The 25,994-nt window shown below is 44.6% G+C and carries 34 protein-coding genes; 23 read left to right on the plus strand and 11 right to left on the minus strand.

The window, feature by feature from the left end:
- Nucleotides 1-5 precede the first annotated feature (5 nt).
- Nucleotides 6-797, minus strand: coding sequence for an IS5 family transposase (locus PSE6802_RS0120645; RefSeq protein WP_019498649.1), 792 nt, complete (start codon nucleotides 795-797; stop codon nucleotides 6-8).
- A gap of 408 nt (nucleotides 798-1,205) precedes the next feature.
- Here PSE6802_RS0120645 and PSE6802_RS29845 point away from each other — a divergent pair, with 408 nt between their 5' ends.
- From PSE6802_RS29845 to PSE6802_RS0120730, 18 genes are all read left to right on the plus strand, one after another.
- Complete coding sequence (locus tag PSE6802_RS29845; protein WP_019501940.1) at nucleotides 1,206-1,415, plus strand: hypothetical protein; 210 nt, start codon at nucleotides 1,206-1,208, stop codon at nucleotides 1,413-1,415.
- Nucleotides 1,416-1,426: 11 nt separating this feature from the next.
- Nucleotides 1,427-1,618, plus strand: coding sequence for a hypothetical protein (locus tag PSE6802_RS0120655; RefSeq protein ID WP_019501941.1), 192 nt, complete (start codon nucleotides 1,427-1,429; stop codon nucleotides 1,616-1,618).
- Between the two features lie 253 nt (nucleotides 1,619-1,871).
- Nucleotides 1,872-2,090 (plus strand): hypothetical protein, encoded by a 219-nt coding sequence (locus PSE6802_RS0120660; RefSeq protein WP_019501942.1) that lies wholly within the window; start codon nucleotides 1,872-1,874, stop codon nucleotides 2,088-2,090.
- A gap of 644 nt (nucleotides 2,091-2,734) precedes the next feature.
- Entirely contained in the window at nucleotides 2,735-2,887 is a 153-nt protein-coding gene (locus PSE6802_RS33740; protein WP_019501943.1) for a hypothetical protein, read from the plus strand.
- 348 nt (nucleotides 2,888-3,235) lie between these two features.
- Nucleotides 3,236-3,442 carry a hypothetical protein gene (locus PSE6802_RS0120670; protein WP_019501944.1) on the plus strand — a complete coding sequence of 69 codons (207 nt, stop codon included), beginning with the start codon at nucleotides 3,236-3,238 and terminating at the stop codon, nucleotides 3,440-3,442.
- A 14-nt stretch (nucleotides 3,443-3,456) separates the two neighbouring features.
- Complete coding sequence (locus PSE6802_RS29850) at nucleotides 3,457-3,651, plus strand: hypothetical protein (RefSeq protein WP_019501945.1); 195 nt, start codon at nucleotides 3,457-3,459, stop codon at nucleotides 3,649-3,651.
- A gap of 485 nt (nucleotides 3,652-4,136) precedes the next feature.
- Nucleotides 4,137-4,328: a hypothetical protein gene (locus PSE6802_RS0120680; protein ID WP_019501946.1), complete on the plus strand. Its 192-nt coding sequence runs from the start codon at nucleotides 4,137-4,139 to the stop codon at nucleotides 4,326-4,328.
- A 382-nt stretch (nucleotides 4,329-4,710) separates the two neighbouring features.
- Nucleotides 4,711-4,911, plus strand: a complete 201-nt coding sequence (locus PSE6802_RS29855) for a hypothetical protein (RefSeq protein WP_019501947.1) — start codon at nucleotides 4,711-4,713, stop codon at nucleotides 4,909-4,911.
- Between the two features lie 750 nt (nucleotides 4,912-5,661).
- Nucleotides 5,662-5,841, plus strand: coding sequence for a hypothetical protein (locus PSE6802_RS29860; protein WP_019501948.1), 180 nt, complete (start codon nucleotides 5,662-5,664; stop codon nucleotides 5,839-5,841).
- 233 nt (nucleotides 5,842-6,074) lie between these two features.
- On the plus strand, nucleotides 6,075-6,248 hold the full coding sequence (locus PSE6802_RS34305; protein ID WP_019501949.1) for a hypothetical protein: 174 nt from the start codon (nucleotides 6,075-6,077) through the stop codon (nucleotides 6,246-6,248).
- 305 nt (nucleotides 6,249-6,553) lie between these two features.
- Nucleotides 6,554-6,796, plus strand: a complete 243-nt coding sequence (locus PSE6802_RS33745; RefSeq protein ID WP_156815608.1) for a hypothetical protein — start codon at nucleotides 6,554-6,556, stop codon at nucleotides 6,794-6,796.
- 424 nt (nucleotides 6,797-7,220) lie between these two features.
- On the plus strand, nucleotides 7,221-7,409 hold the full coding sequence (locus PSE6802_RS0120700; RefSeq protein WP_019501950.1) for a hypothetical protein: 189 nt from the start codon (nucleotides 7,221-7,223) through the stop codon (nucleotides 7,407-7,409).
- A 101-nt stretch (nucleotides 7,410-7,510) separates the two neighbouring features.
- Nucleotides 7,511-7,684, plus strand: coding sequence for a hypothetical protein (locus PSE6802_RS34310; RefSeq protein WP_019501951.1), 174 nt, complete (start codon nucleotides 7,511-7,513; stop codon nucleotides 7,682-7,684).
- Between the two features lie 413 nt (nucleotides 7,685-8,097).
- Nucleotides 8,098-8,313 (plus strand): hypothetical protein, encoded by a 216-nt coding sequence (locus PSE6802_RS0120710; RefSeq protein WP_019501952.1) that lies wholly within the window; start codon nucleotides 8,098-8,100, stop codon nucleotides 8,311-8,313.
- A gap of 82 nt (nucleotides 8,314-8,395) precedes the next feature.
- Nucleotides 8,396-8,863, plus strand: coding sequence for a hypothetical protein (locus tag PSE6802_RS0120715; protein ID WP_019501953.1), 468 nt, complete (start codon nucleotides 8,396-8,398; stop codon nucleotides 8,861-8,863).
- 51 nt (nucleotides 8,864-8,914) lie between these two features.
- Entirely contained in the window at nucleotides 8,915-10,105 is a 1,191-nt protein-coding gene (locus PSE6802_RS0120720; RefSeq protein WP_019501954.1) for a phosphotransferase family protein, read from the plus strand.
- Nucleotides 10,106-10,261: 156 nt separating this feature from the next.
- Complete coding sequence (locus PSE6802_RS0120725; protein WP_019501955.1) at nucleotides 10,262-11,404, plus strand: T3SS effector HopA1 family protein; 1,143 nt, start codon at nucleotides 10,262-10,264, stop codon at nucleotides 11,402-11,404.
- 333 nt (nucleotides 11,405-11,737) lie between these two features.
- On the plus strand, nucleotides 11,738-12,685 hold the full coding sequence (locus tag PSE6802_RS0120730) for a hypothetical protein (protein ID WP_036945691.1): 948 nt from the start codon (nucleotides 11,738-11,740) through the stop codon (nucleotides 12,683-12,685).
- A 12-nt stretch (nucleotides 12,686-12,697) separates the two neighbouring features.
- Here PSE6802_RS0120730 and PSE6802_RS0120735 read toward each other — a convergent pair whose 3' ends face one another.
- Both PSE6802_RS0120735 and PSE6802_RS0120745 read right to left on the minus strand, forming a co-directional pair.
- A complete protein-coding gene (locus tag PSE6802_RS0120735; RefSeq protein WP_019501957.1) occupies nucleotides 12,698-13,423 on the minus strand; it encodes a type IV pilin-like G/H family protein in 726 nt (241 codons plus the stop codon).
- Between the two features lie 243 nt (nucleotides 13,424-13,666).
- A complete protein-coding gene (locus PSE6802_RS0120745; protein ID WP_019501959.1) occupies nucleotides 13,667-14,008 on the minus strand; it encodes a DUF433 domain-containing protein in 342 nt (113 codons plus the stop codon).
- Between the two features lie 125 nt (nucleotides 14,009-14,133).
- On the opposite strand from PSE6802_RS0120745, the gene uvrC reads away from it, so the two are divergent.
- On the plus strand, nucleotides 14,134-16,050 hold the full coding sequence (gene uvrC, locus PSE6802_RS0120750) for an excinuclease ABC subunit UvrC (RefSeq protein ID WP_019501960.1): 1,917 nt from the start codon (nucleotides 14,134-14,136) through the stop codon (nucleotides 16,048-16,050).
- A gap of 10 nt (nucleotides 16,051-16,060) precedes the next feature.
- Here uvrC and PSE6802_RS0120755 read toward each other — a convergent pair whose 3' ends face one another.
- Nucleotides 16,061-17,908 carry a M3 family oligoendopeptidase gene (locus tag PSE6802_RS0120755; RefSeq protein WP_019501961.1) on the minus strand — a complete coding sequence of 616 codons (1,848 nt, stop codon included), beginning with the start codon at nucleotides 17,906-17,908 and terminating at the stop codon, nucleotides 16,061-16,063.
- A gap of 237 nt (nucleotides 17,909-18,145) precedes the next feature.
- On the opposite strand from PSE6802_RS0120755, the gene PSE6802_RS0120760 reads away from it, so the two are divergent.
- A complete protein-coding gene (locus PSE6802_RS0120760) occupies nucleotides 18,146-18,382 on the plus strand; it encodes a hypothetical protein (protein WP_026103445.1) in 237 nt (78 codons plus the stop codon).
- Between the two features lie 9 nt (nucleotides 18,383-18,391).
- On the opposite strand, the gene nth is transcribed toward PSE6802_RS0120760, so the two are convergent.
- Nucleotides 18,392-19,090 carry an endonuclease III gene (gene nth, locus PSE6802_RS0120765; protein ID WP_019501963.1) on the minus strand — a complete coding sequence of 233 codons (699 nt, stop codon included), beginning with the start codon at nucleotides 19,088-19,090 and terminating at the stop codon, nucleotides 18,392-18,394.
- Nucleotides 19,091-19,460: 370 nt separating this feature from the next.
- Here nth and PSE6802_RS0120770 point away from each other — a divergent pair, with 370 nt between their 5' ends.
- Nucleotides 19,461-19,973, plus strand: a complete 513-nt coding sequence (locus PSE6802_RS0120770; RefSeq protein ID WP_019501964.1) for a hypothetical protein — start codon at nucleotides 19,461-19,463, stop codon at nucleotides 19,971-19,973.
- 200 nt (nucleotides 19,974-20,173) lie between these two features.
- Here the strand turns inward: PSE6802_RS0120770 and PSE6802_RS0120775 are convergent, their stop codons facing one another.
- The 6 genes from PSE6802_RS0120775 to PSE6802_RS0120800 all read right to left on the minus strand — a co-directional run bounded on the left by PSE6802_RS0120775 (nucleotide 20,174) and on the right by PSE6802_RS0120800 (nucleotide 24,680).
- A complete protein-coding gene (locus PSE6802_RS0120775) occupies nucleotides 20,174-21,166 on the minus strand; it encodes a photosynthesis system II assembly factor Ycf48 (protein WP_019501965.1) in 993 nt (330 codons plus the stop codon).
- A 153-nt stretch (nucleotides 21,167-21,319) separates the two neighbouring features.
- Complete coding sequence (locus PSE6802_RS0120780; RefSeq protein WP_019501966.1) at nucleotides 21,320-21,685, minus strand: rubredoxin; 366 nt, start codon at nucleotides 21,683-21,685, stop codon at nucleotides 21,320-21,322.
- A 102-nt stretch (nucleotides 21,686-21,787) separates the two neighbouring features.
- Nucleotides 21,788-22,114, minus strand: coding sequence for a DUF1830 domain-containing protein (locus PSE6802_RS0120785; RefSeq protein ID WP_036945693.1), 327 nt, complete (start codon nucleotides 22,112-22,114; stop codon nucleotides 21,788-21,790).
- Nucleotides 22,115-22,229: 115 nt separating this feature from the next.
- The gene (locus PSE6802_RS0120790; protein ID WP_019501968.1) at nucleotides 22,230-22,922 is read right to left on the minus strand and encodes a hypothetical protein; all 693 of its coding nucleotides are present in this window, start codon (nucleotides 22,920-22,922) and stop codon (nucleotides 22,230-22,232) included.
- Between the two features lie 79 nt (nucleotides 22,923-23,001).
- A complete protein-coding gene (locus PSE6802_RS0120795) occupies nucleotides 23,002-24,276 on the minus strand; it encodes an FGGY-family carbohydrate kinase (protein WP_019501969.1) in 1,275 nt (424 codons plus the stop codon).
- Complete coding sequence (locus tag PSE6802_RS0120800; protein ID WP_019501970.1) at nucleotides 24,273-24,680, minus strand: DUF3119 family protein; 408 nt, start codon at nucleotides 24,678-24,680, stop codon at nucleotides 24,273-24,275. The genes PSE6802_RS0120795 and PSE6802_RS0120800 overlap by 4 nt, the downstream gene beginning before the upstream one ends.
- A 169-nt stretch (nucleotides 24,681-24,849) precedes the next feature.
- Here PSE6802_RS0120800 and PSE6802_RS0120805 point away from each other — a divergent pair, with 169 nt between their 5' ends.
- Both PSE6802_RS0120805 and PSE6802_RS0120810 read left to right on the plus strand, forming a co-directional pair.
- On the plus strand, nucleotides 24,850-25,059 hold the full coding sequence (locus PSE6802_RS0120805; protein ID WP_019501971.1) for a hypothetical protein: 210 nt from the start codon (nucleotides 24,850-24,852) through the stop codon (nucleotides 25,057-25,059).
- A gap of 112 nt (nucleotides 25,060-25,171) precedes the next feature.
- A complete protein-coding gene (locus PSE6802_RS0120810) occupies nucleotides 25,172-25,843 on the plus strand; it encodes a HEAT repeat domain-containing protein (protein WP_019501972.1) in 672 nt (223 codons plus the stop codon).
- The last annotated feature ends 151 nt before the right edge of the window (nucleotides 25,844-25,994 follow it).

Genomic DNA, 25,994 nt, shown 5'->3' on the forward strand with positions numbered 1-25,994 from the left:
CCCATTTAGGAAGTCGCAGTTGCCAGATTTCTTAGCATTTTGCGGATTAAAGCCAAGTAAATAAACGATTCAGACATTTGCTCATAAAATTCATAATCCTTGCTTAGTCTACGACAATTACCTAACCAAGCAAAGGTTCGCTCTACCACCCAACGCTTTGACTCCACTACAAAACCTTTCTGATTGTCTGCCCGTTTGCTAACTTCCCAAAGCCATCCGAAGTTGTCGTTGACCCATTGTGTGATTTCATCACCAGAGAATCCAGCATCAACCAGAATTTTCTCTAATCGTGGTAATGGAGATGTGAGATTCTGTAACAACTGCTTAGCTCCTGCTCTTTCACCGATGTTAGCTGCACACACCAACACCTTTACAACTAAGCCCAAGGTGTCAACCATAGCGAAGCGTTTTCTGCCCTTGATTTGCTTACCGCCATCAAAACCTCGACTGCCCGCACTTTCTGTTGTCTTCACACTCTGGCTATCGATACTCACCAAGCTTGGGGTCGCCTCTTTACTAACCTTTTCCCTAAATTGTTGGCTCAATTTGCGATTAATCTCCTCCAGTAGCCCAGTTCTTTCCCACCTTTGCCAGTAGAAATAGACCGTTGAGTAAGGCGGAAAGTCATGGGGTAGATTCTGCCATGTACAACCATTTTTGAGTATATAGAAAATGGCATTCAGTAACTCTCGCATATTTGTTTTGGGTGGCCTACCCCATTTTGATGGTTTGGGTAGCATGGGTGCGATAATTTCCCATTCTTGGTTGGATAAATCGGTATTATAGGATCGGCGCATCTCTTCAGGTTTATACTAGACTTCATCAGTATTTATACCTGCTTTTGGTGCGCCTTTTACTTCCTAAATGGCTTCTTAGATTTAAAGACAATATTCTAGTGATTCTGTCACATAAGTGGTTGCTGAGATATTGACTTTTAAAACCTCATTTCAGAATATAAGACATACACTAACTTGCGGTTAGGGAGGCGCGGTTAAATAATGTTCCCACCGTAGGACGGGATCTAAATCGGAACTTTGTGTATTGAGCCTCTGAAACAGCGTAAATACGTACTTCGGAACTTAATTTATACAAAAATAAGAGCACTCTCTAGGATGTGTTAGGCGATAGTCGTAGTGCATCGCGGGCATCTTATTTTCAAGCAAGTCCCTTAAATCAATTAAACTAGTTCCTCAAGGAGAAATTCAATGGCTAATCTTGCGATTTCCAATTTATGCTCAAACGGCTCTGACTTGTTTTCTGGTAGCGAGAACTTTATGTCTGAAATATCAGAGAGCGATCTTGCAATGGTATTTGGCGGAAAGTATACACCACCAGTCAAAACACCACCTGAGCCAGTTCCATTTCCAGAACCAATTCCAACGCCGCCAATTGTAATAACTACAAAAGCCTATTAGGGAGAATTCAAATGGCTAATATCTCGATCCCTAATCTATACTCAAATGGTTCTGAATTAAATCCTTTTGGCAGTGGAAACTACATTACTGATGAATGCAGCGCTAGTTTAGGGAAAATTAATGGTGGTCGCGTGCCTACCATACATCCTGCAAAGGTTACGATACCTGATATAAAGCTTGCATTTGAAAAGCTCTATGCCTAAAAAGGACTTACAGGAGTAGTAATACTTGTCTCTGAGAAAGTTACGACTCCTTTTTTATTTGCGAGCGCTATCCATTTCCTTGTTTAAAGATTAATCTCTCATATCCATTACCAATTCAAGGACAATAATCAGGCAAATCGGTCTGATAAATAAACTTAGAAGTATTGACGGCAATATTCTCATATTAGAACATATAAGTTAAAGAAGTAGCCCTTCTTTTTAGCTCAAACACATTAATTTAAGGAGACAGAAAATGTCTAATATCAATATTTCCGATCTCGACGTAAATCAAGATTTTAAGCTATTGGCAGAGTGTAGTCCAGACGAAGCATCTATTATTGAAGGCGGATTTTGGGCAGAGATCTTGGGTGCTGTTGGAGCTACGGCGGGCGCTATTGGTGGCGGAGTTCTTGGGGGAGCAGCGGGTGCCTATTTTGGTTACGATCTTGGTCGGTACCTCGACGAATTTTAAGGGTAACGCTCTTGATAATGATTAAGATACATCAGCTTTAGAGAGGCTGTATCCCTTGAAATAGCGACCTTGCCTTCCTAGCTCGATGAAATAATCTTCTAATGTAGCTGTATTCAACGCGTTTGTGATGAAGTGCAGGGGTGCCTCCCTTGTGTGGGGCCTGCGCCCCACTCACCCCTGTCTTAATAGATATGCATACAGCTATAAGTAGTAGAAGACCCCATCGCAGAAAGATTCAAAGACTATATTCTAGTGATTCAGTCATATATAAAGTCTAACAAGGATAATACAAATGGTTACTATCTCCATCCCTAATCTATATTCAAATAGCTTCAATTTAATACCTGTTGATACTGAAAGTTATATTACTGAGGTTGTCGGTAGCCACTTAGGAAAAATCAATAGTAGTAACATTGGACTCAGAGAAAGTTACAACTTCTTTTTTATTTGCGATCTCTATCTATTTTCTTATTTAAAGATTAATCTCTCATATCCTTTTAACAATTCGAGGACAATAATTTGACAAATTTGTCTGATAAATAAACTTAGAAGTATTGACGGTAATATTCTCATATTAGAACATGAAAGTTAAAGAAGTAAACCTTCTTTTTAGTTCAAACACATTAATTTTAAGGAGACAGAAAATGTCTAATATCAATATTTCCGATTTGGTCGCGAATCAAGATTCTACGCTATTCGTCGAATGCAGTCCGGATGAAGCATCTGCCATTAATGGCGGACTTTGGGAAGCGATTCTTAGGGCTCTTGCTGGTGGCTTTAACGACCCTGCGCCTTAATAGGATGACCTGAGCTTTGTCGAGGTATAAGGTTGTACTAGATAAGTGCAGAATGCACGATCGCTATTTGATGTTTGATGACGATCGTGGTGAGAAAAGACAACATCCTGGCGATTCTGTCACGTAATATTATTGCTGAAATGCTAACTTTTAGAATCTCATCACAAAGTTTTAAGGTAGTGGTATAGAAGTAATGACGAGAACGGGGTTGTAGGGGCTGCGCCCCTACTTGGGGGCAAGCCCCCAAACCCCCAATTTTCAAATATCCTTACTTCTTTAGGACTACCAGTTTTAAATGTAAGCAAATTCATGCTTAGTGCAAACATAATTTCCTTAAGGAGAAATTCGATGTCTAATCTTTTGATTCCTAACTTGTCTTCAAATGGTTCGGATTTGTTTTCTGGTAACGAGAACTTTATGTCTGAAATATCAGAGAGCGATCTCGCAATGGTATTTGGCGGGAAGTTTACTCCGCCAGTCAAAACACCACCTGAGCCAGGTCCATTTCCAGAACCGATTCCAACATCGCCAATTGTTATAACTACTAGAGCCTAATAAGGAAAATTTATATGGCAAATATATCAATTCCCAACCTATCGCCTGCTGGCAGCGATCTATTTGTAGATAGCGAAAGTTATATGAATGATGTCAGCGATCGCGATTTAGGGCACGTTGCTGGCGGTGGATCGGCAATTCCTCCCGATACAATTCCTCCTGTTACTCTTACCACTGGAGACTACAACTCCACAGCAATTATAGAGTGAATCTGACTGAAGCTTCACTGGCATCATACTGATTTTTCATTTGCTGGAGACAGTCCGCATGTGGATAGCGAAACTATACGACTGATGTCAGCGATCGCGATTTAGGACATGTTAGTAGTGGATTCTGGGCACCTTTTAATCTTGCCACTTCTGCTACTTTCTCTTCGGTTACCTGTGCTTATACAATTCTTAGTGACTAGGCTCATTAGATTTTTTATATTCCTGAATAGAGGTTCCAAATGTCAAATATTTTAATTTCCGATCTATCTCGCAACTCCGAGACTAGTTTAGTAGATTTATCTTGCAAAGAGCTTAGTCTGAAAGGAGGGTTTTTCGGAAGGCTATTCAGGGGTATTGGTAGGGGTATTGGGGGAGTTGCAAAGGTTGCTGCTCCTATGGTATAGCCCAGCTTCACTAATATAGTCTCACCTGGCAAACAATATTGTTTGCTCCGTCATTGACTTACATTTACAAAGAGGTTCACAATGGCTAGTATTTCAATTTCTAATCTGCAATCTAGCAGTAGCGCACTATTTGCCAATGAAGAGAATTTTATGTCCGAAATCCCTGAGGACAAGCTCTCTAGTGTTACTGGTGGTTTATCTTTGCAAGATGCAATAGATAATATAATTCGATCTATAGGTGAAGCTCTATCAAATTCTGCGCGCGGAGGCTAAGTTTATGCTTGATATAGCAGTTTTCAGATGAAAACGAGAAGGAGGTTTGGGGGCGTTGCCCCCAAGAAGGGGAAGCAGGGCGGTCTTGGGGGTTTCCCGCTAGAGCCACTGCCGTGTGGAACCCCTTCACCCCGTCAATAAAACCTGTTCTCAATTGAAAAACGCTATATCCTCGCAGCTTCGACAAATTTCAAGTTTAGGAAGATCGATCGGCTCGATTGCTAATATTTACTTTAAGATCTATTCAAGACATAACTACTTGAGTCATGTCCATCAAAAAACCTATTCGAGCTTGATCTACCTGATTAAATGGAATAGAAATGAATTATGTGAGCTACAGGTTCACAATTCAAACTCAAGTAAACTATGGAGATTAATTCTAATGGCTAACATCGCAATTTCCGATCTGAAACTTGCTGGTTTCGATCTATTTTCTGACTCTGAGAGCTATATGAGGGATTTATCTGATACAGAACTCAATGCTCAAGGAGGAATCACACCCGTTCTTGCTGCCTCTTCTGAACCATGTGGAATGGCAGTTGCTTTCGGAGCTGCAGCCTTATACGATTGGCTGTTTGGTTGAAAATTTTGTGGTTCTTTAATTAATTAACTCACCTTACGCGGAAGATTCTGAAACCCTCACCCCTAGCCCCTCTCCCTCAGGGAGAGGGGAATAAAACCAGAGCGGGGGCTACGCCCCTGCGACCCTTATGTATAATAAGGTGCGTACAGGTTAAAGGAGATAAGGATTCCGCGTAACATCAGTAATTAAAGCTTTTCAATCAACAAACAAGTGTCTGGAGTTACGATATCCTTAGTAAGGGAATATCGTAGCTCTTTTTTTGAGTGCCCAGACACTTATATGTAATTGATTGTGGGGTATTTCTCAACCTTGCGAGCAGAATTGGTGCTTTCTCGACATGCAATAGCACTTGTAAGCGATCTTTCAGACTTTATCATCTTGCTTATATCCAATAAATCAGCTCCAATATCTTTGCGAAGATATTCCAATTAAGTATTATACAATTACGGAGTTGAGCATTCTGTTTATTCCGAAGTAAACTTAATCCTAAATGGAGATTTCTCATGTCTAATATTTCTATTTCCGATCTATCAAGGAACTCAGAGTTACATCTAGCAGATTTATCTGATGCCGAACTTAACCTAAGTGGGGGATGGGTTCTTATTGTATTTGCAATTGCTTGTGCCCTGCTTTTAGAGCACGACTAGCTTATTGCACTCTTTGGCAATATTGATAGTTTTAAAACGCTGTTAAGGAGATAAACAATATTGCTTATCTCCTTAGTAATTTATTCTCAAAAGGAGATTTATCATGTCGAATATTGTAGTTGCAAATCTGAACCATGCTGGCTCCGATTTGTTCTCCGATCCAGAAAATTATATGGCTGATGTTACTGACAGCGAATTGGGTCATGTAAGTGGTGGACTCTGGACTCCTTTCATGGTGATTTCAAGTTTTTCTACAGTAACAATCGGACTTCTTCCTTTATAGCAATGGATAAATGGGAGTTGTCAAACTCCCATTTCCTTTTTTGTAATCGCTACTATACTCATCTCTATCTTGTTCCCAAACCTTGGGCGATCGCTGAGTTATTGACTGGACAGTCAATAACTCAGACTAATATTTTACAATTATGTCTTAAATAAGAATTCCAAGGGATTGAATCCGTTTATTCAACCGCTGAGAATAGTAGTAACACTCAAAACTAATAAAAGGAAATTTCTATGTCTAAAATTTCAATTTTAAACCTATCTCCAGTTGGTTCCGATCTATTCTTAGATTACATGACCGATCTTAGCGATCGCGATATAGAACTAATCGATGGTGGATTTTTGACTTCGACTACTATTACTCATACTCTAGTTACTCTTACATTTTCGTCAATAGTGACGCGATAAATCACCCCCACCTGCGATCAAATTGTAGTGGCGTTAGTTGTAGAAAATACTAGTTATGTGCATAGCATTTAAAAGAAAAACTCTCATAGTTAAAGTTTCAATTTCCAACCATTTTTGAATTACAAAGCCATAAGGCTAACGTCCTGAAATGTTGCTAAATGTCAGTGTGACATTATTGTCTTGATTATTTCTCATATAGATTTTGGAACTAATTTACACGAATAATGACATTTTTTAGAATGCAAGTATGGAGATAGCATCATTGCTTGTTTCCATGTCAACTATTACTTAAATGGAGAATTCAAATGGCTAACATAGACATTACTAGCTTGCACTCAACTGGTTTAGATCTATTTTCTGATGACGAGAACTTTATGTGTGAAATATCGGAAAGCTCTTCTGCTATTATCAATGGCGGTTTGGTGCCAGTGCCTATAACTCAGGAATTTCCAACAACAAAATTCTCACCGCTTTGCGTTCCTGTCACTCCTTTTACTCCTGGACTAATAACTCCTACTCCATTACCGACAACGAATGTAGTGCTATAGCTAACAATAGAGAGCAATTGCTATTCTGTAGCAACTTGATGATTAGTTAGTACGAGATGGATGTTCATAGGTTTTTGCGATCGCTATTCTACTTATGGCGATCGCATTCTTCATAGCTAACCGAATTCAGTTGACGGCTTTGCGATCGATAAATCTGACTTTATCTTATAGCGGTTTTCACTTGAGAACAGGTTTTATTTTTGGGGTGAAGGGGTAGAACCCCTTCTTGGGGGCAACGCCCCCAAACCCCCTACTCTTTCCGATCTGAAAAGCGCTATATCTTTATTAGACTAAATCGCAATAAATATGTCTTGAAAGCTTAAATTGAGAACTAGAAATTATTCAATCAATTGATTAGTATCTAATTGTAGACTTAAGCGTTTTTTTGGTTCTGCACAATCTACTTCTTACATGGAGATTACTCATGGCTAATATTTCAATTAGTACCTTGCAACCAACAGGTGACGAAAGTATTGACATGCTTTCAGTTGAGGAGATGGAAGATATTGCTGGTGGCAATATTCTTATCTATGGCGGCCCAATCGTTGTCGGTTTTGCCGTTGGAACTGCAATCCGCATGGGTATCGACAAACTCGTGAGTTGGCTTTTCTAAGCCTAGCTGCGTGCTAGTTCGAGCAGGCATGGAGGATGTTTAGCGTCCCCATGCTAAGCATAACCAGTGTGTATTATTCATAGTCAACAAGGAGATTCCCAATGGCTAATATTTCAATTTCAAATCTGTCTCCGGCTGGTTCCGATCTGTTCTTAGATTGTGAAAGTTATCTGACAGATATTGCAGATAGGGATTTAGATCGCGTCAACGGAGGACTTAATACTACGTGCGCCACTTTGATTTTAACTATTCTTGCCTTCACAACTATAGTTTAGTAGCTCGTTTGCGTCTTTGACCAATTTGCACAGACCGTAAGTCAGGTTCATTTTGGTGGGAGATGTATATAGCGGTTTTCAGATAAAAACGAGAAGGGGGTTTGGGGGCGTTGCCCCCAAGAAGGGGAGGCAGGGCGATCTTGGGGGTTCCCCGCTAGAGCCACTGCTGTGTAGAACCCCTTCACCCCGTCAATAAAACCTGTTCTCAATTGAAAAACGCTATAGCTCCCATTTTTTACGATCGCTATTCTGTATCGATCCCCACTGGTTCCTATCCACTCTTAGATACTGATTAAGCTTTGGACAAAATGTCCACAATTATGTCTTAAAAAGAGGCATTATGAGCTTGAATTTCTTAATTTAAGTGTGGATGATATAGATGAAACCAAATAAATCTCACAAGGAGAATCTCAATGGCTAATATTTCAATTTCAAATCTGTATCCTTCTGAAGCTGATTCCTTACTAGCAGGGATTGATGATAAAGAAGGCGACTTGATTAAGTCTGCTGTCAATCGCGCTCTTGATGCGCGTGGAGGTTTGGCAACTGTAAAATTGCCTATTAAAATAGATCCTTTCCCAATTGGCATTATTGCTCTGCCTCCTGTCGATCTGACTACTCTGGCTTAATTTCTCAAGCGATTGGAAAGCCACTGCTGAATGCTAGTGGCTTTCTGAGATTTATCTCAAAGTTATCCTGCCGATATCAATCATGGAAACTAATAATATTAATAAATCACCACTATGCCCAAGCGCTCGCCCTGAGATGGAAGACAGCGTCGTATTTGGTGTAATTGTAGGAACGAGCGAAGAACCTCGCCTGGCTCATCTGATTAAACCTCAACCAGTAACAGAGGAGCTATTAGCCTTAGCCGAACCCGTAGCACCTACTGAGATCTTTCGGTTTGCAGCTTCTTGTGCTGGTAAGGGTTGCCAGCACTTTGACGGCACTAATTGCCGCCTTGCCACTCGCATTGTCGAGAATATAACAACTGTTACTGAAACATTACCCCCTTGCAGTATTCGTCCCAGTTGTCGCTGGTGGCAGCAAGAAGGCAAAGCAGCCTGCATGCGCTGTCCCCAAATTGTCACCGATACCTACTTCCCATCCGAGCAGTTGCGCCAGGCAGCAGATCCTTCTGTTTACGCTTCCGTTAAAACAACCGGGAGCGATCGCTAGATTTGCCGGGATACAGATAATTTAATGCTTCGCCAAGAGTGTGGTTAACCTATGACATTTTCATTAAGCTCCCAAAATGTATTTGATTACTTAAGAGATCTGGGTCTGTGCGAAGAGTCCGATCGCGAGCAAACTCATATCGAACCCAAAATCGCAAAAAACTTCAATCTCCTGTTGAGTTTTCCCAATCGCCGCAAGCTTCTAGTGAAGCAAGAGCGGGTCAATCCAACAGGTAAAAGAGCGGGAGAATTTTTGCGCGAATGGCGATTTCACAAGTTGCTCGAACAGGTTCCAAGGTTATATCACCTGCGATCGCTGGTATCTGAGTTAGTTCACTTTAACGAACAAGACTCCGTAATTGCATTTAATTATCTGGACAGCTACCGCGACCTATCGGATTTTTATCTCAAGGGTAAATCTTACCCAACTGAGGTTGCAACGGTTACTGGCGTAGTCCTGGCATCGATCCATCGGGCTACTTTCAATTGCCAGGAATACCGAGATTTTATGACTGAATATTGCGGAGATCGCTTCCCGGATCTGCCGTCCTATGCCATGCGATCGCTCGATCGCCTCAGTCCTGAGATTTTCGGACAGGCTCCCGCCGATGCCATTAAATTTTTCGTGCTTTATCAGCGTTACGATAGTCTTAGTAAAGCAATCTCCGAAGCGATCGCTACGGCAAAGTCCTGCTGCGTTATCCACAGCGATCTCAAGCTCAGCAATATCCTGCTCGATCTAGATTGGGATCGGAATTACCATCTAGTTGATATCTCAGGCAATGGCAAACATAGTATAGTTCGAGCGATCGACTGGGAACGCTCTACCTGGGGAGATCCGGCCTGGGACTTGGGCGCTCTGATTGCCAGTTATTTGCAGCTCTGGTTGAGTAGCCTGGTAGTCAGTAAATCGATGTCAATTGAGGAGTCACTGCGGCTGGCTACGATCCCTCTAGAAAAACTTCAGCCTTCTATTGCTGCATTTACAGAAGCTTATCTCAAGCACTTCCCCGAGTTAATCGAGTACCGTCCCGATTTCCTCAAGCGCATCGTGCAATTCGCCGGTCTATCGCTCATCGAACAAATTCAAGCAGCTATTCAGTACCAGAAAACTTTTGGCAATGCGGGTATTTGTACGCTTCAGGTTGCTAAAAGCTTGCTATGTCGCCCCGAACAGTCAATTCCCACTATTTTTGGCGAGGCAGCCTTTAAACTTTCCCATCTCTTTTGCGTTCCTGCTTAGGAGATTCCCATGAGAAAAATATGCTTTTGGCGTAAGGGCAGGTTTAGCCTAAATCTAATCGTTCCAGCCGGAGATTAACCGCAAAACCTACACCTAAGAAAATTTTATCCATTAGAAATCTACTTAATTGCGTTTGTTTTCATACTAGTTAAATTTATGCAGCTTCTCAATCCCCCCCTAGAACGTTTATCCGATCTTTCTCAGGATCGCTTACTAGAGGCACTCAATGATATTGCCTCTAACATTGAGATCGGTGCTGACTTTCGCATTGCCCATCCAAACTATAAACCATTAGAAATTCCGGAAGATACCATACAGCGTTTCCAGTCAGTTCCATTAGAACTGCAACATAAGTACCTAAGCTTGCAACTGCAAAGATTTCTCTATGGAATTTACTATAATGCTTCTATGCGAGTTGCTTTCAGGAAAGATGTCGATAAGGATGACAATACAGTTAATTTATCGCTGCATCAGGATTTGGAGAACAATACCTTTTTAGGTATGGATCTCAAATTCTATCATCAATTGCATGAGAGTAACTGCGGCAAGGGCTATGATGACCCTGGCTGGCAAGTGTTGCGTCAAGAGAAAGATGGAAGCCTGGCTGTCGAAAAAGGAGGGCTGACCCTACATATTAATGACGATCGCTACTTATCCGAAATTAGCGCTCCTTTCAATCCATCTACTTCTGTAGGCGATCGCCTTTCTTTGCGCATGCCGCGTAATTTGGTACAAAATGGCTTCTATATGTCTGTGGGCAATGCAGGTCTAAGCAGTCGCACTGGCGATCGCTCAGGCAATCTTCAAGACACAGCAAGAATCTACTTTCACCTCAGCCCTGAAGGTGCAGTTGCCGTCATGGCAAGTCTCACGCAGAGACTTAATGCGATAAACTTACCTTTCTCATTTAAGGTTCTCTACAATCCCTCAAACTACGATCGCTACGACTCTGGCGTGCTGTACTTTGAGAAAAGCTTTTATCCGCAGGTACGCGAGGCTCTCCAGGCACTCTATGCTGAAACCCAGATATATTTCCGACCAGAAATACCCTTGTTTACCAAGCAACTCGCTCCCGGTCTTGCTGTAGCTGAAGAACCCGATCTCAAATTCACCGAGCAAGAAAGTTTCGGCACAAATCGCTGTCAAATCGTGGCAAACGGCTTGCTCAAGGCATGGCTGGCAGGCAAAAATCTCCCCGAAGATCGTCTGGAGGCAATCTTTGCCAGTTTCTTCACGTTAGGCATCGCGATCGAGCGCCCCTACTTAAATGCTAATTCTGAAGATATCTATAACTGGTAGTACAAATTCTTCAAAATCGAGGTTTGCAAGCCCCCTTTTTAAGGGGGTTGGGGGATCGAATCCAGCATCTTCAGTCTTCGATCCTCTACGTATAGCGGTTTTCAGATCGGAAAGAGTAGGGGGTTTGGGGCAACGCCCCCAAGAAGGGGTTTCACCCCTTCACCCCAAAAATAAAACCCGTTCTCAAATGAAAACCGCTATAAGTCAGTAAATGAGTAATGAATCCTAAGCATCGGAGCGAGCAATACCAAGGTTGATGAGAAGAGAAATCTGCGGTATTATTGTTTCTATAATTTATAGATATTTAAAAGGCAATTTACCCAGTTAATTAAAATGAAGAGGCGATCGCCCATGCAAGGGATTTTAAGAAAACAAGTCAATCGTAAATTCTTAGGAGCTTTTACTTCACTAGTTTTGGGAGCTTTTGCGGTTTCGGGATGTAGTTTTAATATATCAACGGCTGCGCTTGAGAATGCCAAAATGTGTACGGCTGTTGCAGAGGGTAAGCCATGCGAAAGCGATACGACAAAATTTGAGAAGAATACCCCCAAGCTGTTCGTGACCGCTGACCTCAAGTTTGCTCCTGCTGGAACCAAGGTGAAAGCTGCTTGGAAATATCTGGAAGGCGAAGCGGGTAAAGCAACTGATATTGATAGCGTTACCTTTGAAACGAAATCAGATACGACTTTTGTAATTTCTTCTCTGTCTGCCCCCAATAACGGGTGGCTGGCGGGCACCTACGAAGTCGTACTTTCGCTGGATACAAATAACTCGCAACCAATTCGCAAACAGTTTACCGTTGCTGGCGCTAACACAAACAGTTCCAGCAATCCCAACAACAATCCTACTAACTCCAATAACCCTAGCACCTCCAATACTTCTACCAGTTCTAATAGTCCTACTAACTCAAACCCAGCCTCAGTCAATGCTACCTTTGAGAACATCAAAATGTGCGATGCGCCAACAAATGACCAGTGCCCTGGCGATAATCCAAACTTTAAAACTGATACGCCCAAAATATTTGTTACTACTACATTTACTCCTTTAACAGTCGGTAGTAAGTTGAAATTTAGCTGGAGACTACTGGAAGGATCTGTTGGTAAGGAAATTGACATTGACACCGCCACCTTTGAGATTACAGATCCCAAAACCAATGTTGCATTTTCATCCCTGACTATCCCAAATAAAGGATGGCCGACTGGAACCTATGAGGTTGTACTTTCTGTAGACGATAATCCTAACATTCAGCCAGTGCGCAAGCAGTTTGCGATCGCACCCTAAGCTCCTCAAAATCTAAAATCTGGATTGGTACGACTTTCTCGAATTGAGCTGCGTATATCCCGAAGGACATTTAGCTTCGTTATTAGCAATTTCAGGGGCGGCTGGTCTTTCCCGAGTCTCGCGATCACTCTCGCAAACGATCGACCTTGTTTGCGATCCATCAGTCACATAAGCCAGCCCCGTATAGCTCTTTAGCCCATCGCGCTTGGCAACCACAATGGTTTGGACTGCTCTTTTCTCATCAACGATTGTGAGGCCAAAGTCATAGTTTTCGCTATTAGGCTTGCCCCCAATTTCTCTTAATAACCGATCGAGGTCGCCAGTAAAGCGCTCGTTTTGGATAAAATAGCGCTGAGATAATCGATTGAGACTGCCAGTAAAGTGTCTGGCTCGTGCTTGCCTCAGTCTAACCGATTCTTGCCTCGGAGACGTATTGGTATCCAATTCTCTCTGCGAGTCATCGCTGGTTGGTGATGGAGATGGAGATGGAGTCCCATTTGTAGGTGATGGAGATGGGGATGGGGATGGGGTCTCATTTGTAGGTGATGAAGATGGGGATGGGGATGGAGTTCCATTTGTAGGTGATGGAGATGCAGAAGCCACTGGGCTGGGGGATGGCGTGCCGATCGCAAATGGAATAGAGTTACAGCCAGCTAAGGCCAATAAGAACGTAGAGCTAATGCCAATCCCAGCATAGCGCCAACTGAGCAACCGCGAACGCTTGTGTTTACTATTCATGAAGATCGCCTTATCGTAACAACTGTAACTTATACTAAAGACTTTTATCGCAACAGCCAGCGATCGCCATCACAACATTCAGTAACTTCACGGAGTTGCGATCTCTCCAGCGATCTGTCAAACAACTACTGAGCAGGTTTTATAATACGAATTAACTTACCTTGCAAACCTTCCTCAGTAATAATTGCAGCATGAATTCGTTGGGCTAATCCTTCCCAATCGCGATCGTTTGTACAAGCAATGCTAATGAGCCTCATCCATAATTTTGTTATTGGCTAAGATCTCTGCTTCGATTTCATCTGCGAATGCCTTAGCATATGCCCAAGCATTAGCAATATCAGTAGCGGAAAGCGGTGGATAGCTCCTGAGTAAATCGGCTTCGCTATAACCAATACGATAAGCTTCCACCAATCCCCAAACAGTGATACGAGTTCCAGCAATGCAGGCACTACCTCCACATACACCCGGTGTTTTCTCAATTCCTCGACCTTGGAAGAATTTCCCTTGCGACAGAAGTTGAATGACTTGAGCTTTTTCATTGTCTGAGAGCGCCAGTAATTGAGGCTCTAGTTCTTTGAGTGTCATAGCAAAATGAGATGCAAGCTAATTCAGAGGAAAGCGATAGCAAACCAACCTAAAGCTTAAGATCCGCGATCCTTTCCTATACGTTGTATCTTAAGGTTAGCATGGAGTAATTAGCTGTTTATCTATTGACTATAATTACTGCCTTGCCTTTACTCCAAGATCCTGAAAAGCTACAAGCACGCCTGAAAGAAATTCCCCTAGAGCCAGGGGTATACATGATGCGCGATCGCCAGGATCAAATCCTGTATATCGGTAAGTCCAAGAGCCTGCGCGCGCGCGTGCGTTCCTATTTTCGCAGCAGTCAGGACTTGTCGCCGCGTATTGCCATGATGGTGCAGCTAGTCAGCGAAATTGAGTTTATCGTTACCGATACCGAAGCAGAAGCTTTAGCCCTAGAGGACAACCTGATCAAGCAACACCAACCCCACTACAACGTATTGCTCAAAGATGATAAAAAATACCCCTATGTTTGTATCACCTGGTCGGATGCCTATCCCCGCATATTTATTACCCGCCGCCGCGATCTTGGCAATGCCAGAGACAAATACTACGGCCCATATGTCGATACCCATAATCTGAAACAGACATTGGGCATCATCAAGCGCGTGTTTCCTCTGCGTCAGCGCCCCAAACCCCTCTTCAAGGATCGTCCCTGCCTCAACTACGATATTGGCCTGTGTCCTGGCGTATGCCAACAACTGATTAGCTCAGAAGACTATCACGACACTATGCGAAAGGTCGCCATGATCTTTCAGGGACGGACTCGGGAATTGATCGATAACCTCACTGCTAAGATGGAAGCAGCAGCGGCAGATCTGGAATTTGAGAAAGCTGCTCTTATTCGCGATCGGATTAATACACTAAAAAATCTGGGTGCCGACCAAAAAGTATCCCTCCCAGATGATACGATTTCTCGCGATGCGATCGCCCTCGCTAGCGATGACCAACATAGCTGCATTCAGCTATTCCAGATTCGCGCTGGTAGATTAGTGGGACGCTTGGCATTTGTAGCGGATAGCCAGAGCGAGCTGCCAGCCATGATTTTGCAACGCACCCTGGAAGCACATTATCGAAGTTGCGAACCCATTGAGATTCCCAATGAGATTCACACCCAATTAGAATTGCCAGAGGCAGATGTTCTGGGTGCTTGGCTCGGGGAAAGGAGAGGGAAGAAGGTAAGTATCTTTACGCCACAGCGGCAACTGAAGGCAGAATTAATTGAGATGGTGGAGCGTAACGCTCAATACGAATTGGCAAGGGTGCAAAAACAAAGCGATCGCAACATCCAAAGTTTAGAAGGCTTAATGGAGATTCTCGATTTGGACGATCTGCCCCATCGCATCGAAGGTTATGACATCTCGCACATCCAGGGTTCAGATGCCGTAGCGAGCCAGGTGGTATTCATCGATGGTCTGCCCGCCAAGCAACACTATCGCCATTACAAAATTAGGAATCCCGAAGTTACTGCCGGGCATTCGGATGATTTTGCCAGTCTGGCGGAAGTAGTTAGCAGGCGCTTTCGCAAATATGCCAATACCTCAGAGCCAGTGGGCGAACCGACCAATGAAATGCAAGAAAAAAGCGATCGCTTTGACGACGACTTCCCCGATCTAGTTACGATCGATGGTGGGAAAGGACAGCTTTCAGCCGTAATGGGCGCGATCGAGCAAATGGGTTTAGCAGAAGATCTGCGAGTGATTAGTTTAGCAAAAAAGAGGGAGGAGATTTACCTGCCTGGTGCAACCAGAGCGCTGGATGTCGATGCCGATCATCCCGGCGTGCAGTTGCTGCGGCGGCTGCGCGACGAGGCGCACCGCTTTGCCATTACTTTCCATCGCAAAAAGCGAAGTCAAAGGATGCAACGCTCCTATCTCGACCAGATTCCGGGCTTGGGACACCATCGCCAAAAACAACTACTAGCTAAATTCCACTCCGTTGAATATATCCGTCAAGCCAGTGTCGAGCAAATTGCCGACACGCCAGGTATCGGGCCAAAACTGGCACAGCAGATATACACCCATTTTCATCCAAATAAGAGTTAGATGGGCGACCCTAGAGAGTTGCTTGCAGGCGATCGAGCAATCCTTCCACATAATTCAGCGCATTAGCGATCGTAACAGGATTCTCCAAATCGACATCCACATATCGCCGCAATGCCTCTACCTGATTCATACTACCGCCAGCGGCAAGTAATTCCAAATAGCCAGAAACAAAGTCTTTCCCAACTTCACGATATTTTTGATAGCAAGCAAGACTGACGATATTTGAGGCGGTGTATTGATAGCAATAGAAGGGTTTGAAGAAAATATGACCCACTCTCGCCCAGTCGTACTGATGCTCTGGCAACACTTCCACTGCATCACCGCACAGTTCCTGATAAAGCTCCATCCACTTTTCGTTGACAAAGGTGCGATCGAAGCTACCCTCTGCCGATCGCTCGTGAATTGCTAACTCCAATCTGCTAATCGTGCTTTGTCTAAATAGCAAATTCAATTGATCTTCCAACTGCTGAGTAATCAACGCTTTTGCAAGTTGCCGATCGTGAGCAGATGACTTCAGCAAATAGTCGAGCAGAAGTAACTCGTTAAACGTGGAAGCAACCTCGGCACTTACCATCGGCGGGTTGCTGTTGAAATAGGACTGTGCCGATTCGATGCAGGCAAAATGCAAGCCATGTCCCATTTCATGTGCTAGCGTGAACAGCGAATTGTAGTTATTCGTATAAGAAAGTAGCAAATAACTATGCTTACCGTGACTGTAGGAGCAAAAAGCTCCGCCGCGCTTGCCGGGACGCACTTTAGCATCGACCCAACCTTTGATGAAAAATTCTTCCGCTCGTCTAGCGTAGTTGATATCAAACTGCTCCAACGCTGCCAGTAGAGTCTCTACACCTGTTTTGTAGTCAATCTCTAACGGTGCGGCATCGGCGTTAGTTTGCCAAGGTGCGTATAAATCGCAGGTGCGAATCGCTCGCCCCAGCGCGATCGCCTTGAGTTTGTAGTAGCGCTGAAATAGCGCCATGCGCTGATGCATCCCATCCATAATGGCACGAAATACTGGCTCGGACACCTCGTCTACCAGTAATTGCTTTTGGAGTGTGGTGGCATAGCCGCGCATCTGAGATTCGATGCGATGATCCTGGCTGACCGTATTGAGGATAAATCCATAAAGCAGATTATGCGTCTTTAAGACCTGCCGCACGGATAGATAAGCTTTGTGACGGATAGTCGGATCGGGGTGATAGAGCAAAGCCCCGAGGTCGGCTTCAGTGTTGGCAACCTTGCCATCGGGGGTTTCTACTGGCTCGTATTCCTGCGCTCCCATATGCAGCGATCGCAGTTGAATAAATGCCTGCCGTCCAGTCAGGCTATCTTGATTGCGGGTTTGTTCGATTTCTTCCGATAGCTTGTGGGGACGGAACTGAGCGATGCGATCGAGATAGTGCCGATAACCCACCAATTCCGGTGCGGACTGCAATACCTGGAAATCTTCTGCCTCCATGCTTTGCAATTCCAGATCGAAGAATAGCAGTTGATTCTCGATCGCCGTGAGAGCTTCCATAACTTTATCGAGAAATTGCTTTGCCTCCGTGTTGCGCATGTCGGCGGCAAATATTAGAGACGGGAACGAGTAGAGATAGCCGGATGTCTGAGCGATCGCTTCTAACGTCTGCAAGCATTGATGGATCTCAACAGGAGATAATTTATCGACCTTACCTCGGTACAGTTGCCTCATCTGCGCAGCACGATCTTGAAGCTGTTGCAAGTCCTGAGCCAGATTGGGATCGTCAAATCCCTTATATAGATCGCTAAGATCCCACTCTTGAGGCTGCTCGAGGGCGAGGAGTGAAATATCGTTAAGCTCTGGCGTAGCTGTTGAATCAGAAACTAAATTAACCAATGAAGTCTCCCTCAATATTTATATGCTCTTCAATATGCTCTTCAATATGCTAGCGCAGGTTCAAAGGTGTAGGCCGAGATCGTCTCTTTAGGCATAGTTCTTACTGCATAGACCTCAAGAGATGGACTTTTGACAAGACAAATCCCCCTCAAGTCAAATTGCCGCCATGTCAAGCAATTGTTACATTTATTTACATAAACCTTTGCACGCTTATCACACCAAACACGGAGCACGCTAATGAAAACTATGTTTAACTTTGAAGGCAAAAACCTCTATACCCCCATCGCCTTCAGATCGGATTTCAATCAGTTCGCACCTCTCAGCGCTACGCAAGCCTGGTCCATGTTCTTTACTGCCAGCCGCGAAGATACTGCCCTCGGGTTTGATGCCAGAGCCGGTCAATTCTGGAATAATCTTTTGCTAGCTGTTGTAGCATCAGGTATTCTCGGCGTTCTGATTTTTCAAAGCTTCTAGGGGTGCATCTCAAGATGTAATGGGGGGCATGAGCGATCGCGATCGCTCTCCCACAGATTTTTGTCCTGTCGGGCACAGATCTAAAAGATCGCAATTTATACAGTCGGGGTTGCGAGCCTTACAAACAGACCTACCGTGGTAGATGAGACGAATCGACCAGTTTTCCCAATCATTTTGGGGCAGCAAGTTCATCAAGTCTCGCTCTATTTTAACTGGTTCTTCATACTTAGTCATGCCTAGACGCTGAGATAAGCGTTTGACATGAGTATCGACCGTCACCCCTGCATTGATGCCGAAGGCATGAGCCAGAACCACGTTGGCAGTTTTTCTCGCCACACCAGGTAGCTTTAGTAACGACTCCATGGACTGCGGTACTGCACCACCAAAGTCGCTCTCAACTATGCTACAAGCTGCCTGAATGTTCTTTGCCTTGTTACGATAAAAACCAGTGGAACGAATTAACTCCATCAATTCGTCAAGATTGGCAGCAGCGATCGCCTTGGCATCAGGAAAGCGCCGAAATAGTTCCGGTGTAACCAGATTGACGCGATCGTCAGTACATTGTGCAGACAGGATGACAGCTACTAAAAGCTGTACGGGAGTGCTATATGTCAGCGTGCAGGTTGCATGAGGGTACAGTCGTTTTAGCCGTACCAATATTTCTAAAGCTCGGATTTTGTTAGCAGAATGCTTTCTTGCAATACCCACTTGGATTATCCATTACTTAAACTTAACGCGATGTGCAACTAACGTACTCCCTCATCCCCCAGCCCCTTCTCCTGCCTTGGGAGAAGGGGAGCCAGAATCGGCCAAAGTCTCTCTCCCGCTCTGGGAGAGGGATTTTGGGTGAGGGCGATGGGGAAAGTCGCACATCACGTTAAACTTATGTATAGCAATAGCAGAATTGTCTTGAGATCGTGGGTATCTTATTGTCATGCAGGTTCCTTAAAACCTTTATAAATTGTAAATTTTGAATACAGAGCATAAATTTATGAAAGCATGTACAGAATTATGTCTCTCAAATTTTGTAGAATTTCATAAATATCTTTATTACTGAAGCTAAGGTTAGGCAGTATTTGTGACTTCAACTCGATCGAAAAACGCCAGATTGATGATTGCTGTCCTGCCAGATGAAGTATCAGCATTTGAAGCCTATAGGTTGCTACAGAATCATGGCATATCTCCAGAAAATTTAGCATTGGTGGGGAGGGGATTTAGTAGTCCTGAAAGTGTGGGTTTGTTAGAACCTAGAAGAATGGCATGGCGATACGCCAAGCAAGGTATATTTCTATTTACTGGCTTGGGGGTTGCGGCTGGTATAGTCGTGCAATTGTTTCTCAATCTAAGGTTCCCATCGTTAAATTGGTATCAGACACTACTAGCATTATCAGTTGCAACAGGTGCGATGGGCTGCCTAATTGGCGGTACTTTGGGAAGCATGTACGGTCTGTTTTACAAAAGTAGCACCTCGATCGCCTGCCGCAACTGTTTGCGACAAGGCCAATATTTATTACTACTTGAGGGATCTGAGCTATTGACCCGACGCGGTCGAGAAATCTTGAATATGTATACGGTTAAACCCAACAGCTAGGAGCAATTCGTGTGGATTTGGCGTGAGAGTTTACCGAAGAAATGGCCACCCGTCATCCCTTCTCCCAAGACGGGAGAAAGGTTTGCGAGATCGGGGACTTGCATGAAAAAAAGGTAACCGCGATGCGTTACGGCTAACGCCTGACACAGGCTACGGTTGGGAATTAATTATTATTAACCGCAAGCCCCTAAGAGCAATGACTAAGGGTTTGTGTAGGTGAGTAACGTACCAGATTGTCCCAAGATGAAACCGCGATCGCTTCCTAAGAATAAAATCTTGTAAAAATTAGCCCCCACATCTTCTAAATACTTCTCTTTGTGCCAGGTTTCGCCCCTATCTTCGCTATGCAATAGCTTGGAACTACCTGCAGCAATCCAGATATTATCTCGATCCTGGTAGGCTAAATCGAGCAAGCCGTAGCCTTCCGCATCGCGAGGAAACTGGGGCTTTTCCCACTCATCTAGAGTGTCAGGCTTACTAAATTGCAACTGTCCGCCACGGTTGAGCATCCATGTCCGACCATCAGGACCGTAACCCATATTTTGGACGCGCCGAGAACTGTTGCGATTATGCTGCGTCCATGCCGCATCTCCAGGTTGCCAAGTTGAATAAAAGTTACCCTTGGCAGAGATAGCTATATATCGCCCATCTTCATTGCGGTTGAGATGGCGTACTGTTCCCACGGCTTGAGTAACCATGGCTGTCCAGTTTTGCCCCGCATCTTGGGTGCGATAGATTGCCCCAATATCAGTTGCCATCTCCGCTGAGTTAGGCCCCAGAGCTTTGACCAGCATTGGATCGCCTGGTAGCTTTGAGCTAAGACCAATGCGCGACCAGGATTGCCCACCATCAACGGTATGTAATAGCAATGCAGGTTTGCCAGCAATCCAACCTTCATTTTCTGAGAAGCTAACTGAAGTAAATCTATAGTTACCGTCTCCTAGATCGAGATGGCGGGCTTCCCAGTCATTACCCCCATTATTGGTTTCCAGAATAGTGTTCTCAGACCCTACGAGCCACCCATGCTGAAAATCGGAGCCAGTGAAAGCTAAATCTTGGGGCGTTGCTTTTGTGGGGAGTGCAACCTTATGCCATGCCACAGTTTCATCTGCAATTACTGCTTTTACATTCACAAACAAAAGGTTGACGAGTACCAGTAATACTGTCAATAAACACCAGAATTTCTTATTCACCAGACAATCCCTAACAATTTGTTCTTAATATTTACCAAACTATAGCTGCAGAAACATCTATCTGCTAGTACAGGAGGGTACAGGGGCTACGACCCCAAGCAGGGGTTCTACTCCTGCAACCGCCCTAAGCCTATTCGACAGGCTGCGATTAGGCTAATCAAGGGCATAAAAGCTCATAAAGAAAAGGAATCCAACGGCTAGCGCCCCGAAAATAAGCAAATTTTTCTGGCCTGGAGTGAGGACGTTGACACCAAACCCATAGCCCAGGTTTTCCTTAAACCCAGATGGTTTGTTAGCAACCCCAATATCCCTGAATTTATTTTTTTTAGAGTTACAAACAGGGCAGCGCCAATCTTCACGTACTAAATCGAATGCCGTGCCTGGAGCGATCCCGGCCTTCTCTTCTCCAGAGTTGGGATCGTAAACATAGCCACAGACAGCACATTCATGAAGATGCAGTTCTTCTCGATCTGAATCTACTACCTGGTTAGTTTGAGAATTGGTGATTTGTGGTTCCATGCATCTGCTCTCACAAGCGCTACTGTTACAAATTATTGCACTTCGTGAGGATTTCGATCGCTTCTGCGATCGCTAAATCTTAACCACTGCCGAACTGAGGAGCTATGCTGCTTTGGAAAAGGAATTAGACTTGGCAGAGATATCTTGTTTTTTCAGCAAGTCATTGTTGCTATTGGTTACGCTATTTGTAGGACAATGCAATTGCTCGCAGGGCAATGTGTCGGCATGCACTGAACTAGCCATCTTAGCTGTATGGATTTCCAATGCGCTGTGCGTGGGTGCCTTGAAGTAAACAATTTGGCCTGGCATTATTACACGCTCAAAATATGCAGAAATAGGCTCGGAAATACGTATAATCTGCACAGTATTTGTTTCATTGCGGTAACAGCAGGGGATCGAATTTACGTCAAAGGAATTTAACATTGTCATAACCAAGTTGGGTTTTACAGAAGCCCTGTGCAGACATGATCCCAGCCTATCATCTGCGATAAATTGCTTGGTTATTTAAAGCACAAATTTATATTCTTTTAAGCATTTTAATGACTTAATTGCGGTTGACTTCAATAATTGGTTTATTCCTTGAGAACATATACCTAGTTAAGCTAACAAAAGCATCGCGACTGAGGTAGGGATAATCACTAATCCATAGGTTGATTTGAGGTATGTACGCATCGCTGGTAATTTTGCTGATGCGATTGAAGTTGGGATCGTTGGACAGCAGCAGCATGCAGACTGTGTGCCTGGGCTGGATGCGTTTGTATTGTCTTTGCATTGGCACTCGCAAGGTGGTGGCGAATCCGGTGCGATCGCCCAGTTCTACGTTCAAAAAGCTTTCGGTGTTATGAATGACCTCTAGACGACCGCGATCGTCAATGCTCTCCTGCTTGGACAACACTTCTTCTGATAAGTAAACATCCGTTACCTTTGCCTCCCAGAAAGCAACGTAGGCAAATCTACGTAGCTTGCCATTACGCCTCATAGCAGAAGCTACCGGCCCCAGCAGCCAGTAAAGACCGCCCAACCCAGCACAAACAAACATCAGCAACCCGGCAAAACTATTAGGGCTATTTTCTTGGGTGCGGTTGTATAGCAATGAAAACACTACTAACAAAGCCACTGAGATCAATACGCGGCGGAATACATCCTGGCTTGTTCCCCAGTAATATTGATATTGATCGGCAGTGGGGACAGTAGGGATTAACAGATCGAATTTTTGGCGTTTAAGAGGAGTAAGCATAAACTATATCAAGCATATACATCATCCGATACATCGATTCGGACAGTAGGGCGGGCAATGCCCACCTACACATACTACTCTAGACGCTAGGTTCACTTTGAGCATTTTGCAGGGCTAGCAAGGCTGCGCCGTAAGCTGCTTCAGAATGTTGCGCTGTCATTAAAGGTACTTGCAGGTAGCGAGATCTAATCCGTTCCCACGTTCGATTTGATGCTCCTCCACCGATACTGCAAACTGAATATACGGGAGATGCTCCCAAAGATTGCAACAATCGGTAGCCTTCCGCCTCAATTCTGGCAATACTTTCCAGCAACCCATGCAGAAATTCTACGGGATTGTCTGGTCGAGGTTGGAGTCTGGGTAATTTTTGGGGATCGCTAACAGGAAACCTTTCCCCTGGCTTAGACAGAGGGTAGTAGTCCAATTGGCTGGGCCAGTCGGGATTAATCTGTTCGCTAAGCTGGACTAATTCCCGATCGCTGAAAAATTGACTCAAGGCATTACCCCCCGTGTTGGAGGCACCACCTACTAACCACCGATCGCCAAGGCGATGGCTGTAAATACCATAGCGAGCATCTTCGACGCGATCCTGACTGAGTACCTTCAAGACTAGTGTCGATCCTAGCGAGGTTACAGCTTGCCCAGGGCTGGCATCAGTACCGACACTTGCCAGAAATGCCGCAGTGCTATCGGTCGTTCCCGCACAGATCGAGCAACTGGGTGATAGACCAAATTTTGCTGCCAACTCTGGCTTGATGGGTGCGATCGGCACGCCTGGTGTTAGGACTCGCGGTAATTGAATGGAACTCTGCCAACTTGTCAGCCAGTCGGGATAGCGCAGTTCCAGGATGTCATAACCCAGCTTGAGTGCATTGTGGTAATCGCTCACGCCTAGTTTTCCATGCAGCAGAAACCCTATGCGATCGGCTTGATGTTGCAAATACAGGCTGACGTTGTTACCTAGGCGCTTGAGATGCTGTTCGTACCACCAAACTAGCTTTGCCAAACTAGATGTGGCACCAATTACAATATGCCCCTCTGGGACAAAACTACTTAGTTTTGCCAGTACGGCAGAACCGCGCCCATCATGATAGAGCAGTGGCTGGCTAACGGGTTGACCAAAAGAGTCGCAGATTAAAATAGTGGCTGATGTGGCAGCGATCGCGATCGCGTTGATGGAAAAGCGCAGTTCTGGGGGAATTCGATCGATCAAATCGAATAGGGTAGACTGCCAAGTCTCTACGCTTTCAATGTTGTAAGACCGTTTAGCCACAGCATGTACTTGCGCCCTGGAGTCAATGAGGATCGCCCTCGCACCTGAGGTGCCAAAATCTAGGCCGAGATACAAGTTCATTGACTTTGACTAAGAGGCAGATGTTTTTCTAGACAAGCCTGCAATGTTTTGGGATCGAATAAAATTGGCAGGAAGTGAATGCTTTTGACTTCCTTGAAATAAAACAATACAGGGAACGAAGGCGAAAAAATGCGCCAAGTTTGCCAATCTTGATAGGGAAATCGGCGAATTAGCGTGTCAGAACGATAAATGTCCAGAGCAGTAGCTGTAAAAAACAGACGCAACGTTACGGTCTGAAATAGGAGAAATAGACCAAATATAGCGATCGCGATACCCAACCATACTTGTACCAATAAAAGTGGTATTGCCAACAGCACGAGCGTTACTGGTATAGCAAAACTAGGCTCTAGTTTTGTTGCTTCAGGGTTTGATGTCTCCGAGAATGCAGGATTAGCAGTGTTCATATTATCAAGTCTAGTCGATATCTCCTATTAGTTATTATGTCTATCATCGATCGCGCTGCAATTCCAGCCAAAGTGCTACCATAGCTTTGAAGCCTCCTTGTTTGCGATCGACAAAAACATTGAGAAATCAGCGGAAAGTAAGTGTACACACAGCCTAGGTAACCTTATTATGAATATACCTCCAGGTAGTACTGAGTTAACTCCTCCGATGCAAGATACAAAAACTTGGCAACACCTGAAGCAAGTAATTGCAAATAGTTCTGGCTTCGAGCGGTGGCAGAAATCACGTAAACTGGTTAACGATCTCAAAGGTGATGAACCCCTTAATGACCTGATTTTGCGTTACCTGCGCGAGACTTTAGAGACGCTAGCTTATTAAGAATTAGCGACTCGGTTGTCAGGGATCGGCGGTTGGCTTGTCGTAGAAAGATCTTAACAATTACAACAGGCTTGCCGTATGGTCTTTTATTAAAGAAATATGTCAACAAATCATGACAGTTAACTTTGAATCTTTGCAAGAACTGCTCCAATCTGAAGATTTTGGCGATCGCCTGCGTGCTTTAAATGAAGGGCGCGGTCTGGATTTGGCAGAAAGGTTTGAGCTTGTCTGTATGGCAGTAAGCGATCCCAAGGCGCGGATTCGCTACGATGCTACTAGCCAGCTTGCTAGCGTGGGAAAGCACGATCCATCGGCGGCATTCGCGCTTTTATCCGACCGACTCCTCCACGATTCTGAAACAGATGTAAGGGCGGCGGCGGCGGACTCAATCGGCGCGCTAAAGCTGACAGAAGCATTCGATCTTCTGGTGGAGGTGTATCGCTCCACAAACGAATGGTTGTTGCAGTTCAGTATTATTGTGGCTTTAGGTGAATTGGGCGATCGACGCGGCTTCGAGATTTTGGCAGAAGCACTTAACCATGAAACAGAGCTGGTTAAAATCGCCGCACTTGGCGCTTTGGGCGATCTGGGCGATCCAAGAGGTTTAGGGCTAATTTTGCCCCTGGTTAACAACCCCGACTGGGAAATTAGATACCGCCTTGCGCAGGCGTTGCATCAAATCGGCGGACCAGAAGCCCGTGCAGCTTTGATCCAGCTCAGTCACGATCCGGTCGATCGAGTCGCAGAAACCGCCAGAACTTTATTGGCAGAAGCTGGCGACTAGAAGTCGCGGCTATACAAACAAAGCCTGCCTGCGCAGACTGCGAGAAAAGGGAGTAACAGATCGGGATTTGATATAGCCGTAGACAGATCTGTTAGGACAGGGGGTGTGGGGGCTGCGCCCCCACGCAGGGGTTCCCCCCCTGCACCCCGTC

The organism is Pseudanabaena sp. PCC 6802 (assembly GCF_000332175.1).
GTDB lineage: Bacteria > Cyanobacteriota > Cyanobacteriia > Pseudanabaenales > Pseudanabaenaceae > PCC-6802.